Genomic DNA, 13,195 nt, shown 5'->3' on the forward strand with positions numbered 1-13,195 from the left:
CTGAACAGAAGGACAACGACGCCATGAAGAAGATCGGATTTTTGTCATTTGGTCACTGGACACCTTCGCCGCAATCTGCGACGCGTTCGGCGGCTGATACGCTGCTGCAATCCATCGATCTGGCGGTTGCCGCTGAAGAACTTGGTGCGGACGGCGCGTATTTCCGAGTGCATCACTTTGCCCGTCAGCTCAGCTCACCTTTCCCGTTACTGGCCGCTATTGGCGCCAAAACCCACAAAATAGAGATTGGCACCGGCGTTATTGATATGCGCTATGAAAACCCGTTGTATATGGCGGAAGATGCCGGCGCGGCGGATTTGATTTCCGGCGGTCGTTTGCAGTTGGGTATCAGCCGGGGCTCACCGGAACAGGTTATTGATGGCTGGCGCTATTTTGGCTATCAGCCGGCGGAAGGCGAAACCGATGCGGATATGGCGCGCCATCATACGGAAACGTTTCTGGATGTGCTGCGCGGCGAAGGGTTTGCCAAACCGAACCCGCAGCCGATGTTCCCGAACCCACCAGGCTTGCTGCGCCCGGAACCCTGGTCTGAAGGTTTGCGCGAACGTATCTGGTGGGGCGCAGGCTCAAACGCGACAGCGGTCTGGGCGGCAAAACTGGGGATGAACCTGCAAAGCTCCACGCTGAAAGATGATGAAACCGGCGAACCGTTCCATATCCAGCAGGCGCAGCAGATTCGGGCCTACCGTGAAGCCTGGAAAGCAGCAGGGCACTCACGCACACCGCGCGTCTCCGTTAGTCGCAGTATCTTCGCGCTCATGGACGATCGTGATCGGGCTTACTTTGGTGGCAGCCGTGATGACAGCGATAAAATCGGCTTTCTTGATGAGAAAACCCGCGCTGTTTTTGGCCGCAGCTACGCCGCAGAACCGGATAAATTGATCGAGCAGCTGAAAAAAGATGAGGCCATTGCCGAAGCAGATACGCTACTGCTGACCGTGCCGAATCAATTAGGCGTGGATTATAATGCGCACGTGATTGAGTCGATTCTCAAGCATGTCGCGCCGGAGATGGGCTGGCGTGATTGATGTGAAACTGCAGTTGAAAGCATAACTTTCTCTTCGTGCGGCGCTTTGTAAAGCGCCGCATTCCGTTTTGCAGTACAGAAATTTATCACCGACACTTGAGCCAAAGACGTAGTCGGCGCAGGCATTGTGCTTTACACTGCGCGCTGCAAAAAACAGAGCAAATGAACGATTAAGTAGGTGGTAAGGCGATGAACGGAAAGATCACAACCTGGTTTAAAGATAAAGGTTTTGGATTTATCAAAGATGAAAACGGCGAAAACCGTTACTTTCATGTGATTAAGGTCGCCAACCCTGAGTTGATTAAAAAAGATGCGGCGGTAACGTTCGAACCCACGACAAACAACAAAGGGTTGTCTGCTTATGCGGTGAAAGTTGTCCCGGAAAGCAAATACATCTATATCGCAGGTGAACGAATTAAGCTCACGTCGATCAAATCTTATCTGGTATACAGCGAAGAAGTTCCTGTCGATACCCGCATCGATAAAGACAATGCCGTGCTCTCCGTTGGCGCGCTGATGGGAAGTATCCGGCCGAAATCCGCGACTAAGCCTGGCGAAATGCGTTCGCTAAAAAAACTGGCAATCACCACTTTTCAGGGAACGACCCTGATTTTCTCCGAAGACGAGATAGACGTGGATGCGACGGTTAAGCTGCTTAACGTCTAAAAACATCCAGATTGGTTTGCTGCCGAAACCGCCGTTTTTCTAAACCGCGTTTCGGCATCATTTACTGTTCGCTGTGGTTCCCGTTTTTCTGTTCAATCCGTCCCGCCAGAGCAATGCTTTCGCCCCGTGCGAGTGTGGAATGGCGAGCGCAATGTTTGCGCTTCGCGGGTAATGAGCCGATTCCACAATCTGGTCTCTTCGCAGTAATTACAGCTATAATCCGACCCAATGTTCAACCGGTTTACAGACGAAAATGACAAAACTCACTTTACAAGAGCAGATGCTCAAAGCGGGATTAGTAACCAGCAAGAAAATGGCCAAAGTCCAGCGCACTGCCAAAAAATCACGCGTTCAGGCGCGTGAGGCAAGAGAAGCCGTGGAAGAGAATAAAAAAGCACAGCTTGAGCGCGATAAGCAATTAAGCGAGCAACAAAAACAAGCGGCGTTATCAAAAGAATATAAAGCGCAGGTTAAGCAACTTATTGAAATGAACAGGATCACTATTGCCAAAGGCAATATTGATTTTAATTTCACAGATAATAAGTTAATTAAAAAAATAGTGGTGGATAAAAATACTCAGGCACAATTGATTAGCGGTCGTCTCGCCATTGCTCGTCTGGTTGTTGATGGCAAGGATGAGAGTGAGTATGCGATTATTCCCGCAATCGTAGCCGATAAAATCGCTCAGCGGGATGCGAACAGTATTGTGTTAAACAGCGCGCTTAGTCAGGAAGATCAAGATGAAGATGATCCGTACGCTGATTTTAAAGTGCCCGATGATTTGATGTGGTAATAACCATTGCAAACGATTTTAACCTCCGGGGGAATGTATGAGTAACGAAATACCGCTTAAATTTTATGACATCGTTGATGAGTATTCGACGGAAACCGAAAAAACGGTAAAAGAATCAGAACGCGATGCGCTGGCGCACTATTTCCAGCTACTGATCACCCGTTTGATGAATAACGAAGAAATCAGTGAAGAGGCGCAGCAGGAAATGGCCAATGAAGCGGGTATCGACGCGCTGCGTATTGACGAGATTGCGACGTTTCTGAATCAGTGGGGCAACGAGTAGCGCTGTTGCCGTGATTTTCAAAAGCGCGAAAGTGCATTTTTTATGTCCGCTCGCCGCCGGAAGCGGACATCGCAAACATCCCCGAACGTGCAAAACATCAGTAGAGGATATTTGCCATCGCTTTGTACCGTTCAGGTAACGCGCTGTTCAGCGCCAGGACTTTTTCAAGAGTAGAAAATGTTGGAGCCCCTTTAGCGCGTTCGCCATCAACAATCGCGGAACGTATTGTCGCCGCCGCCGTAGAAATAGTGTTGAAATACTCTTCTGATTCCGCAGTTTGTAATTCTCCTGAAACGGCGTAACGGACAATTGGCCAGTCTGTAAAATCAATTAACGGGAACGCTTCTTTATCGGATGATATGTTAGCTAATAACAATTCTTCTGCTTTTTTATGATCTCTTTGTGCAGTTGAAAGTAGCTGTAAGCGATATTTCATTCTTGACAAAATATCGCTATTCATTTTTTCAGACGAGAGTGCCGCAATAAAGGTGGATAGCTCATCAGGCGGGCTGTGATCATAAGGCGTCTTCCGCTGGGCTTCAGAAGAAGGTTGGGTGCTATTTGATGCAATTTCAATTAAATAATTTAAAATTTCTAAAGTCATTTAATGTGCCTTATGAATTTCATTGTGCGGTATTAACTGGCGATAGTGAAAATAGTGCTGGCAGCTTTGTATCACTGTTAATAAATCCCGTGTCGAAAATAACGCATGGCCTGCCAGTATATGACAGGTGCTTTAAATGAACGTTTTTAAAACGTCACGCATGTTTCATATTTAAATAGCAGCGCGCTGCCAGGCTTACGCGATGAGTATTATTGATAGTGCGCGGTTTGAAAAACGAATAATTGTGCGGTCTGCTGTGAGTTCAACTCAACATGGTTAATAACGATGGGGGCTACTGACGTGGGGCGGCCTGCGAGAAGCGGTATCGCCGGTGTTGGATTTGCTTCGAACAGGTTCCGGTATTTTGCAAACCGCCAGCGTTTTGTGGCTTAACGGTTAGCGAGGCACAAGCCCCGCAAAAGAGGAGCCTGGTTCAACAGAAAGGTTTCGCAGACTTGCCTCTGACATGAGGCATTTTGCGATGATGGCTGTTAATCACAGCGATACTATGCTTTTTCCTGCGGTTGCAGTTGATAAATCCATGCCGTCACATGCTTGCCGTCGAGCGTGGTCACATCCACCCGAACACGATCGTAGCCCTCTTCGAATTCGTCCAGCATCGTCCAGTGCGCCGCCAGATTAGCGGATACAAACAGGTAACCATCAACCCGGGAACCGTCTTTATCCAGCACAATGCCGGGGAATTCGGCGGCGGCTCCCCAGCCAAATTCATAAAATGTTCCCGTAACGTAACCCGGCAGCCACTCTCCACCGATATTTTCCAGAATATGTGCATTCGAATGACCGGGGCGAAGCGTCCCGTAAACAAACAGTGATTCCATATTTCCTCATTATCTAACGCAATGAATAACCAGCAGAATGATCATCAACATACGTTTAAGCGCTGTAGTTCGCAACTGGCTGGAATCGGGTAAGTGGTTGTAACATCCCGGGGATGTGCTCAGGGTTATTACCGGCATTGAGAATGTACTTACTGATAACTCCATGATTTATGAATCACTGCGCAACCGGTCTTCATTATTGCGGCTCAAAACATGCGGTCGGGCAGTTATCAAACCTGCCGGTGATGAGTCAGGCGAGACTGAAAGCATCAATTTCAATCAGTGGTTTCGCTGAAAATACGACATGATGGCCTGTTTTAAAAAGATGCCATGGAACCGGTTGAGCGGAATGGTATTTCCATCGGCAGTATGCACATACCACTGCGGGCGTTGCCTGCGCGCATCGCAGAACTCCTTCAGGATCAACTGATAGTTGTTACTGCAAATCTGAAAGCCCGGGCCAACGCGCTATCCTGTATCTCAGGGATCGTGGTTTTACCCACGTTGTTAATCTTACCGGCGGGGATGATGGGGCTGATACAAAGCGAAAAGCAAAATTGGTGCGAATGGGATGAGCACTATGAAAGTTGATGCGTTTATGCCTTCCGAACCCCGTTTTTTCTTATTGCAAACGGGCGCATCGCTGGGCACGGTGTCGGGGCATATTTTCCGCCTGGCCATCGCCTGGTGGTGCCTGCAAGTTACGCACTCGGCGGCCACTTTTTCTTCACTCGTTGCGATATCCGTGGCGGCAGAAATTTACCTTAAACCGTTTCTGGCGTCATTTGGCGATCGCTTCAATCGCATTAAATTTATCATCGTCTGTCAGTTCGCTGTTTCAGGGATCATCACATTATTCTGCCTGGCAAGTTATCTGGGGTATTTCAATTTGGTGGCTATTACCTCAGGGCTGGTCGTGATGAGTGCTATCTCATCTGTGCGTGAACCGACGATTATGGGGCTTATTCCCGATCTCGTTGCAGAAAGGAAAGTGACGCAAGCTATATCGCACCGCTCGACCATTAATTCCCTTATTATGTTGATAGGGCCGGTGATTGCGGCCTCGCTTATTTCACTTTTTTCCGCTGGTGTTGCGTTGTATATTTCTGCGCTGGTTTATGCATCATCTTGCATCGCATTTATTATTTTATGGTTTAAATATGATGTGGACGCCGTTTCAACTGGCGAAAAGGAGAGCTGGTTTCATAAAACGAAGGGAGCATTTAAAGCGATTTACCATGTTAAATCTGAGCTTCATATTGCACTGGTCTCCTCTGTTATTAACGTTACGATGTTCCCTTTCTTTTCCGTGACGATACCCTACTGGATCAGCACTGAATTAAAGCTTCCCGCCACCTATCTTGGCGCGTTTGAATTCTCATTTGCTCTGGGGCTCATTGCCAGTAGTCTTTATATAAACGCTTTTGTAAGAGCGTGGGCGGGACGGCTCAAGAATGTTTTATTTGGCTTTGTCCTGTTGGGCAGCAGCGTCATGGCAATTGTCCTGATGGGAAATATCTATATGTCTATTATGCTGGCGTTCTTTTGCGGTATGGCGTTTATTTTTATTAACGTCAACCTCAGTACGCTGCGCTCAACGGCAACTCCCCGTAATTACCGAACGAGAATGAGCGCCATGGCAGGCTTTTTATCCAGCCTGGCCAACCCTTTTGGCGTGGCCATTGCTGGCTGGTATATCAGTTTATTAGGCGTGGTTCCGTTTACCGTTATTTCCGGTGCCGTTGTGGTGTTAATTGCTCCCGTTATTTTATGTTCGTTTCATTTGCGTCGGGCACTTTCGCTTGATGAAATTGAAATGAAAGGGTATTACGAAAAAACCTACCCGGATGCATTTTATAAACGCGGGCAGCAAAAACAGGACGTATAAAGGATATTTAACAGAAGTGCTTTGACGTTATGACCAGACATTGCATGGGTTGCCATTCTGGCAACCCATGCAAAGTGTGTTTTCTCTGTGACTGGTTTGTGTGGGGGCTAAGGCGTGTTTGCGGTTACGAGATGGTTATTAATGGCGTACACCGTACAGTTGCCCGCGCCCGGACGCTGCTCCTGTTGACAGATGCTTAGCGCCGTTTCTGCGGCTTGACGGCTGTTTCTGGCCCAGTACGCCGCGCCCCAGTCGCCGTCCTCGTCCGTGGCAAAGGCTTTTTCATAGCGTTGTGTTGCTGCATATTCTGAGAACGCCTTTTTCCCGGCGGCATTGAGCGCGGGCGGTGCAGGCAGGTGCGTTTCGGGCAGAGGCACAGCTTCGCTGGTCGGTAAATGCTGCTGTTTTAGAAATGCGGCCACCGTCTGCCACCAGAAACTTTCCGGCGCTGAATCCATAAAGACATGGCCGTTATTACCGAAGGCAGGCATCGTGATGAATTGCGCAGTGTGGCTTCCCTGCTGATAGGCATCGAACATCTCTTTGCCCATCGACGGCGGGAAGGATTTATCATTTTTCGCATACAGCCACAGGGACGGGATTTGCGCTGTCTTCCCGTAACGTGCATAGGCTTGCAGCAGACCGGCTTTATCGCAGAGTGATTTCCCGTCAATCGCGCCCCTTCCGCCGTCGAAATTGATTACCGCCTTAACGCCTGGTGGATTAGCCGCGCCAGTAGCAAGCGCCGCAAAACCGCCTGCGGACATTCCGGCAAGGATCGCGTTATCGGCTGCGGCCCACGGCTGGTGGCGCACGGCTTCGAGGGCCGCAAGCAGGTTACGTGTATCCTGCTCCCCGGCCCGCAGATGTAAAGGTTGCGCGCAGGAACCATCGGCATACTCCGCCGCACCGCTTGATTGCCCGTAGCCCTGGCGCAGGACCACCACCGCCGCATAACCGTGGCGCGCAAAAGCGATAGCCGCTGAGGCATAACGGTTCGGGTTGATTATCCAGCGATCAAATTCAGCATTGCCAACGGTTCCATTAGTGATTAACACCACGGGCAAAGGCGTTTGGCTGTCCATGCGTGTCACAAAGGCATCCAGCACGGCCGGCTGACCATTATCTAAGGTGACCGCCAGCAAAAGCGGCTCTCTTATCAGCCCGTCAATCTGTTGGTATTCCGGGGCTTGCCCTACAACATCTGCATGGCCTGCAACAGTAAAAAGAAGGAGGGCGGTGACGAAAAGGCGTTTTGCCGGACGAGTCGTAAAACGGTTGCGCATGGTGGTTAACCCTGAAATGTTTGGCCTTAAAAGGCGCGGCGTGACTGGAGAGCTGGTCACTTGTTTTTCTATTTCCTGTCGCGCGGTATTGATCGCGCATGTCGGTACTTTCTGCAAGCCCTGAGCATAGCATTAAGCTAAGCAAACATTTTCAATGGATTACGTTACAGGTTCAGCTTGATACTCAAGAAGCGGAAAGGGCGGTTTCTGAAGGGGAAAAACTTATCGCTATGTTTAGCGGAGCGATAAAAAGCAAAAAGCCTGCTTAAAAGCAGGCTTTTTTGAATCTGGCTCCTCTGACTGGACTCGAACCAGTGACATACGGATTAACAGTCCGCCGTTCTACCGACTGAACTACAGAGGAATCGTTGTGGAGGCTTATCTTAGCGGCGAAAAATCTTTTGTCAAACCTCATTTCTCGCAGGGTGTGCTGACTGCCGAATCCATCGACAATTTGAGTTCATTATCATCGTTTTCTGTGGAAATGCTTTGCAGGATCACGGTTTCTCCCCCATCATTTGAAATGTGATTTCACCTTTTGCGGCTAAGGACCAATTTGAACGTCGTTACTCCTCTTCGCCAGGCTGTCATGCGCACGCCGTGGTACAGAAAGCGTAAAAGCTACCGTGTTTTATTCTGGCGAGAAATCACCCCCCTTGCCGTACCTATCTTCCTCGAAAACACCTGCGTCCTGATGATGGGCGTGCTCAGCACCTTCCTCGTAAGCTGGCTAGGCAAAGAGGCGATGGCGGGGGTAGGTCTTGCCGATAGTTTTAACATGGTGGTGATGTCATTTTTCGCGGCAATCGACCTGGGAACCACGGTGGTGGTGGCCTTCAGCCTCGGTAAGCTGGATGGCGAGCGGGCGAGGGCGGCGACGCGCCAGTCGCTGGTGATCATGACGCTGTTTTCGATTGTGCTGGCGGCGGTGATCCACTACTACGGTACGGAAATTATCGATTTTATCGCCGGGGCGGCAACGGCGGAGGTCAAGGCGCTGGCGCTGACCTACCTTGAACTGACGGTTCTCAGCTACCCGGCTGCGGCCATTGCGCTGATTGGCAGCGGAGCGCTGCGCGGCGCGGGCAATACCAAAATCCCGCTGCTGATTAACGGCGGCATGAATATCCTCAATATTCTTATCAGCAGCGTGCTGATCTACGGTCTCTTCGGCTGGAAAGGGATGGGCTTCGCCGGGGCAGGGCTGGGGCTGACCATTTCCCGCTATATTGGCGCGGTGGCGATTATCTGGGTACTGATGATTGGCTTTAACCCGGCGCTGCGTATTCCGCTAAAAAGTTACTTCGAAAAGCTCAACTTCAGCATTATCTGGGAAGTGATGGGTATCGGCATCCCCGCCAGTATCGAATCGGTGCTGTTTAACGGCGGCAAGCTGCTGACGCAAATGTTCGTTGCCGGTATGGGCACCAACGTTATCGCCGGTAACTTTATTGCTTTCTCCGTCGCCGCGCTAATTAACCTACCGGGCAACGCGCTGGGTTCCGCCTCCACAATTATTACCGGTAAACGACTGGGCAAAGGACAGATAAGCCAGGCTGAGCGCCAGTTGCGGCATGTATTCTGGCTCTCGACGCTGTTACTGACGATGCTTGCCTGGGGAACCGCGCCGTTTGCCGGGCTTTTCGCCTCGTTTTACACCCAGGAAGAGGATGTAAAAGAGGTGGTTAAAGTGCTTCTCTGGCTTAACGCGGCGTTTATGCCCATCTGGGCGGCATCCTGGGTGCTACCCGCCGGGCTGAAAGGCGCGCGCGACGCCCGTTTCGCCATGTGGGTGTCCATGCTTGGAATGTGGGGTTGTCGCGTCGTCGCCGGTTACACCCTCGGGATTATGCTCGGTATGGGCGTGGTTGGGGTCTGGCTTGGGATGTTCCTTGACTGGGCGGTGCGCGGTGCGCTGTTTTACTGGCGTATGGTCAGCGGACGCTGGCTATGGAAGTACCCGAAGCCGCAAAAAAGCGCCATTTCTGCACAGAATGGAGAATAATTCAGCAAACGCGCCAAAATGTGAAAATCAGGCTTTGACAAGGGCCTGGGGCATCGCTAATATTCGCCCCGTTCACACGATTCCTCTGTAGTTCAGTCGGTAGAACGGCGGACTGTTAATCCGTATGTCACTGGTTCGAGTCCAGTCAGAGGAGCCAGATTTTAAAAAGCCTGCTTTTAAGCAGGCTTTTTGCTTTTCTGCGTTCTCACATCCCGCAACTTAGCGTTTTTCCCTACGGGAATTTCTCGTTGAAGCAGCAATGCATCGCGATGACAAAGGCTATCGACATGGTCAGTTCGGGCGGCGATACGCTGGCAAAGAAGCGCTGAAAAGACATTATGCCTGCACGGAGTAAAATAAAACCCGCCGCAGCGGGTTTGTGAATGAACCGAACGCTTAGCTTGCCTGCACGCGCAGCGGTGCAGTGGCTGCATTAAGCCACGCGCGGGCATCGTCATCAACCAGTGGCGACAGGGTGTCGCGCACCTGCTGGTGATAATCATCCAGCCACTGCTGCTCCTGTTCGCTCAACAGGCTCCATTCCACCTGGCTTAAATCGATGGGAATAAGCGTCAGCGAAGCAAAGCGGCAGAATCCCGGCTGGCTTTCCACCACTTCCACCTGGTTTTCGATACGAATGCCATAGTTGTCCGCTAAATAGTAACCCGGCTCAATAGTCATAATGTTGCCCGCCGACAGCGGCCAGGGGTTGACCTTTTTTGCAATGCGTTGCGGCTGCTCATGGATCAGCAACTGATGACCAACGCCATGACCGGTGCCGTGATCGAAATCCAGCCCTAAATCCCACAGCGCGCGGCGGGCAAACGCATCCAGTTGGTGGCCGTGCGTACCTGCAGGAAATTGCAGGGTGAACATCGATAAAAAGCCTTTCAGCACGGCGGTGTAGTGCAGCCGTTGCTGAGCATTGAGTGCGCCAAACGACAGGGTACGCGTCGCGTCAGTGGTGCCGTTTTGGTACTGGCCGCCGGAATCATTCAAATAGAAATTGGCGCTGGTGATGGCTTTATTTGTTTTTTCGCTGCTGTGGTAATGGCACATCGCCGCATTGCTGGCAGAGGCTGAAATGGTGCTGAAACTCTGTTCAATAAAGCCGGGTTGCCGCTGGCGGAATGCCAGCTGTTTTTGCTGCGCTTCCAGTTCGGTTACCGGGTTACCCGCCGCTTCCCGGGCGGGCACTTCGCGCGCCAGCCAGGCGAGGAAATTGACCCACGCCACGCCATCCTGCTGGTGGCTTTCGCGGTAGCCTGCCAGTTCGGTCGCGTTTTTATGCGCTTTGATAAAGGTAATAGGATCGGCGCTCCACAGCACTTCGCCACCCTGCTGTTCAATAGCGAAACGCAGCGCCACCGGCGCGAAATCACCGTCGAGCAGGATGCGTTTTCCGGCGGCGATCTGCTGGCAACGCGGCAGGAAATCCCCGACATCATGCAGCGTCAGCGTGGAGGTGAGCTGCGCAGATAAACCGGCGGTTTTCTGCGGATTGACAAACCATTCGACGGCACCTTCGCGGCTGAGCAGGGCAAAGGAGTGCGCCACCGGGTTCATCGCAATGTCCGAACCGCGAATATTCAGCAGCCAGGCGATATTATCCGGCAGCGTAATCGCCAGGTAATTCGCCCCTTTTTCCGCCAGCACCCGCGCGATGCGCGCGCGTTTATCGGCACTGCTTTCACCGCTTATCGCCAGCGGCATTTCACGGATCGCGCCGCACGGTGCCGCCGGGCGATCGGTCCAGATGACGTCGAACGGATCGCTGTCCAGTGCCACCAGTTCACAGTGCGTGGCGTTCAGCGCCTGAAACTGGCTGTTGACCATCAGCAGCGGCTCAAAGCCGATGCGGCTGCCCGCAGGCAAGGAAGCGTTTAACCACTGATCCAGCGGTTCGTTGTGCAAATGGTGGATCGCAAAATCATGGAGATCGACTTCGCTGCGCACCTGTACCTGGTAGCGACCATCCACAAACAGCAGCGCTTTGTCGCGCAGCACCAGCGCCAGCCCGGCAGAACCGGTAAAGCCGGTGAGCCACTGGAGTTTATTGTCATGTGGCGCGCAGTCTTCGCTCTGGTGCGCATCGGCACGCGGAACAATCATGCCGTCAAGCTCCAGGGCGACCAGCCGATCGCGTAACGCTTGTAACGGTGTCGGTGTTTGCATGGTTAATCCTTTTTAATTGTTATCGGAATGGCGGTTCGTTAAAGGTGCGCAATTTACGCGAGTGCAGGCGATCGCCCTCTGCGCGGAGCAGGTCGATGGCGCGGATGCCAATTTGCAAATGCTCGGAAATCGCCCCTTCGTAAAAACGGTTGGCCTGGCCGGGAAGTTTGATCTCGCCGTGCAGCGGTTTGTCAGAAACGCAGAGCAGGGTGCCATACGGCACGCGGAAGCGATAACCCTGCGCGGCAATGGTGGCACTTTCCATATCTATCGCCACCGCGCGGCTCAGGTTAAAGCGTAGGGAGGAAGCGGAATAACGCAGCTCCCAGTTGCGATCGTCGGTGGTGACCACCGTGCCGGTACGCAGCCGCTGTTTAACCTCCTCACCCGGCATGTCGCTGACCTCTTTGGTCGCGTCGTATAGCGCACGTTGCACTTCAGCGATGCTCGGGATCGGAATATCCGGCGGCAGCACGGCATCCAGCACGTGGTCATCGCGCAGGTAGGCATGCGCCAGTACGTAATCGCCAATCGACTGGCTTTCACGCAGGCCGCCGCAGTGGCCAATCATCAGCCAGACATCCGGGCGCAGCACGGCCAGATGATCGCAAATGGTTTTCGCGTTCGACGGGCCAACGCCAATATTTATCAGCGTAATGCCCTGACCGTCAGCGGTGACGAGGTGCCAGGCCGGCATCTGGTGTTTTTTCCACGCCAGATCAGAAATGGCCTGCTCCGGCGCTTCCGTATCGGCAGTGATCCAGTTGCCGCCCGCGCAGGAGAGCGCGACGTAAGGGCTATCGGGATTGAGGATCTCGTTACAGCCCCAGCGCACGAACTCATCGACATAACGCGTGTAGTTGGTAAACAACACAAACGGCTGGAAATGTTCAACCGGCGTGCCGGTGTAGTGGCGCAGTCGCGCCAGCGAGAAATCCACGCGGCGCGCATCAAAATGGGAAAGCGGGTAAAGCTCGGTCGGGTGGAATAGGCCATCGGCGGTCTCATCACCAATCTGCGCCAGTTCGGTGGTGGGAAAATGGCGCGTTAAGCCCGCGCTCATTGACCTGTCCAGCGTCAGCTCCGAACCGTCAATCACGTAAGGGTACGGGATTTCATGCGCGGATAACCCCACCTCGATATGAGCGCCATAGTCCTGACACAGCAGGGTTAATTGTTCGAGTAAATAGGGACGAAACAGCGAAGGGCGGGTGATGGTGGTGGTGTAACAGCCCGAATGGGTGAAGCGGGCGTAGGCGCGGGTTTTCGGTGGGTTCGTCGCGCTGCCATTCCAGCTTACGGATAACTGCGGATAGACGAATAACCCTTGTGCGCGGGCTTCGGTATCGGGAAGCTGACCGTCGTCAATATAGCGAGCGATCGCCTGACGAAGGGCCTCGACGGAACGGTCATACAGCGCTTCAAGTTGATCCAGCGCTTGTTCCGGGGTCAGAGTTGCACCCTTATTATTCATCTTTATCTCCTTATCTGCTCTACGGCTGTAGCCGATAGTATGTCACAGGAATGTGAAACGAAAGCAGCGCGCAACGGGATTCAGAGGAAACGGATGAGGGAACAATCCGGCGCGACAGCGCGCGCCGGAAG

At 52.4% G+C, this 13,195-nt stretch carries 14 protein-coding genes and 2 tRNA genes; 10 read left to right on the forward strand and 6 right to left on the reverse strand.

The genetic code is table 11. The features are described 5' to 3' along the window. The first annotated feature begins 23 nt into the window (after window positions 1-23). From O3S68_RS02665 to O3S68_RS02680, 4 genes are all read left to right on the forward strand, one after another. Window positions 24-1,049, forward strand: a complete 1,026-nt coding sequence (locus O3S68_RS02665) for an LLM class flavin-dependent oxidoreductase (RefSeq protein WP_269230745.1) — start codon at window positions 24-26, stop codon at window positions 1,047-1,049. Window positions 1,050-1,237: 188 nt separating this feature from the next. Next, the gene (locus tag O3S68_RS02670; protein WP_020454238.1) at window positions 1,238-1,714 is read left to right on the forward strand and encodes a cold-shock protein; all 477 of its coding nucleotides are present in this window, start codon (window positions 1,238-1,240) and stop codon (window positions 1,712-1,714) included. Window positions 1,715-1,967: 253 nt separating this feature from the next. Beyond that, window positions 1,968-2,507 (forward strand): DUF2058 domain-containing protein, encoded by a 540-nt coding sequence (locus O3S68_RS02675; RefSeq protein ID WP_044489404.1) that lies wholly within the window; start codon window positions 1,968-1,970, stop codon window positions 2,505-2,507. 37 nt (window positions 2,508-2,544) lie between these two features. Beyond that, complete coding sequence (locus tag O3S68_RS02680) at window positions 2,545-2,790, forward strand: DUF2543 family protein (protein ID WP_097405711.1); 246 nt, start codon at window positions 2,545-2,547, stop codon at window positions 2,788-2,790. A gap of 97 nt (window positions 2,791-2,887) precedes the next feature. Here the strand turns inward: O3S68_RS02680 and O3S68_RS02685 are convergent, their stop codons facing one another. Then, on the reverse strand, window positions 2,888-3,394 hold the full coding sequence (locus O3S68_RS02685) for a hypothetical protein (RefSeq protein ID WP_269230746.1): 507 nt from the start codon (window positions 3,392-3,394) through the stop codon (window positions 2,888-2,890). Window positions 3,395-3,900: 506 nt separating this feature from the next. Then, the gene (locus tag O3S68_RS02690; protein ID WP_045510554.1) at window positions 3,901-4,236 is read right to left on the reverse strand and encodes a gamma-glutamylcyclotransferase family protein; all 336 of its coding nucleotides are present in this window, start codon (window positions 4,234-4,236) and stop codon (window positions 3,901-3,903) included. A 330-nt stretch (window positions 4,237-4,566) separates the two neighbouring features. Between O3S68_RS02690 and O3S68_RS02695 the strand changes: the two genes are divergently transcribed. Together O3S68_RS02695 and O3S68_RS02700 are read left to right on the forward strand one after the other, a co-directional pair. After that, window positions 4,567-4,827 carry a hypothetical protein gene (locus O3S68_RS02695; protein ID WP_269230747.1) on the forward strand — a complete coding sequence of 87 codons (261 nt, stop codon included), beginning with the start codon at window positions 4,567-4,569 and terminating at the stop codon, window positions 4,825-4,827. Further along, window positions 4,817-6,124 carry an MFS transporter gene (locus tag O3S68_RS02700; RefSeq protein ID WP_269230748.1) on the forward strand — a complete coding sequence of 436 codons (1,308 nt, stop codon included), beginning with the start codon at window positions 4,817-4,819 and terminating at the stop codon, window positions 6,122-6,124. The genes O3S68_RS02695 and O3S68_RS02700 overlap by 11 nt, the downstream gene beginning before the upstream one ends. A 107-nt stretch (window positions 6,125-6,231) precedes the next feature. Here O3S68_RS02700 and O3S68_RS02705 read toward each other — a convergent pair whose 3' ends face one another. Continuing rightward, the gene (locus O3S68_RS02705) at window positions 6,232-7,410 is read right to left on the reverse strand and encodes a dienelactone hydrolase family protein (RefSeq protein WP_269230749.1); all 1,179 of its coding nucleotides are present in this window, start codon (window positions 7,408-7,410) and stop codon (window positions 6,232-6,234) included. 98 nt (window positions 7,411-7,508) lie between these two features. Between O3S68_RS02705 and O3S68_RS02710 the strand changes: the two genes are divergently transcribed. Continuing rightward, on the forward strand, window positions 7,509-7,679 hold the full coding sequence (locus O3S68_RS02710) for a hypothetical protein (RefSeq protein WP_269230750.1): 171 nt from the start codon (window positions 7,509-7,511) through the stop codon (window positions 7,677-7,679). 19 nt (window positions 7,680-7,698) lie between these two features. Here O3S68_RS02710 and O3S68_RS02715 read toward each other — a convergent pair. Next, window positions 7,699-7,774 (reverse strand) — tRNA-Asn (locus O3S68_RS02715). Window positions 7,775-7,780: 6 nt separating this feature from the next. On the opposite strand from O3S68_RS02715, the gene O3S68_RS24240 reads away from it, so the two are divergent. The 3 genes from O3S68_RS24240 (at window position 7,781) to O3S68_RS02725 (ending at window position 9,572) form a co-directional block, all read left to right on the forward strand. Then, entirely contained in the window at window positions 7,781-7,939 is a 159-nt protein-coding gene (locus tag O3S68_RS24240; protein ID WP_353609784.1) for a DUF5951 family protein, read from the forward strand. 9 nt (window positions 7,940-7,948) lie between these two features. Continuing rightward, window positions 7,949-9,415 carry an EmmdR/YeeO family multidrug/toxin efflux MATE transporter gene (locus O3S68_RS02720; RefSeq protein WP_409521837.1) on the forward strand — a complete coding sequence of 489 codons (1,467 nt, stop codon included), beginning with the start codon at window positions 7,949-7,951 and terminating at the stop codon, window positions 9,413-9,415. Window positions 9,416-9,496: 81 nt separating this feature from the next. Next, a tRNA-Asn gene (locus O3S68_RS02725) sits at window positions 9,497-9,572 on the forward strand. 239 nt (window positions 9,573-9,811) lie between these two features. On the opposite strand, the gene O3S68_RS02730 is transcribed toward O3S68_RS02725, so the two are convergent. Both O3S68_RS02730 and O3S68_RS02735 read right to left on the reverse strand, forming a co-directional pair. Beyond that, complete coding sequence (locus O3S68_RS02730) at window positions 9,812-11,590, reverse strand: aminopeptidase P family protein (RefSeq protein ID WP_269230751.1); 1,779 nt, start codon at window positions 11,588-11,590, stop codon at window positions 9,812-9,814. A gap of 19 nt (window positions 11,591-11,609) precedes the next feature. After that, complete coding sequence (locus O3S68_RS02735; RefSeq protein WP_020454228.1) at window positions 11,610-13,064, reverse strand: AMP nucleosidase; 1,455 nt, start codon at window positions 13,062-13,064, stop codon at window positions 11,610-11,612. Window positions 13,065-13,195 lie beyond the last annotated feature (131 nt).

The sequence above is a fragment of the Kosakonia sp. SOY2 genome, from assembly GCF_027109175.1.
In the GTDB taxonomy this organism is placed as follows: domain Bacteria; phylum Pseudomonadota; class Gammaproteobacteria; order Enterobacterales; family Enterobacteriaceae; genus Kosakonia.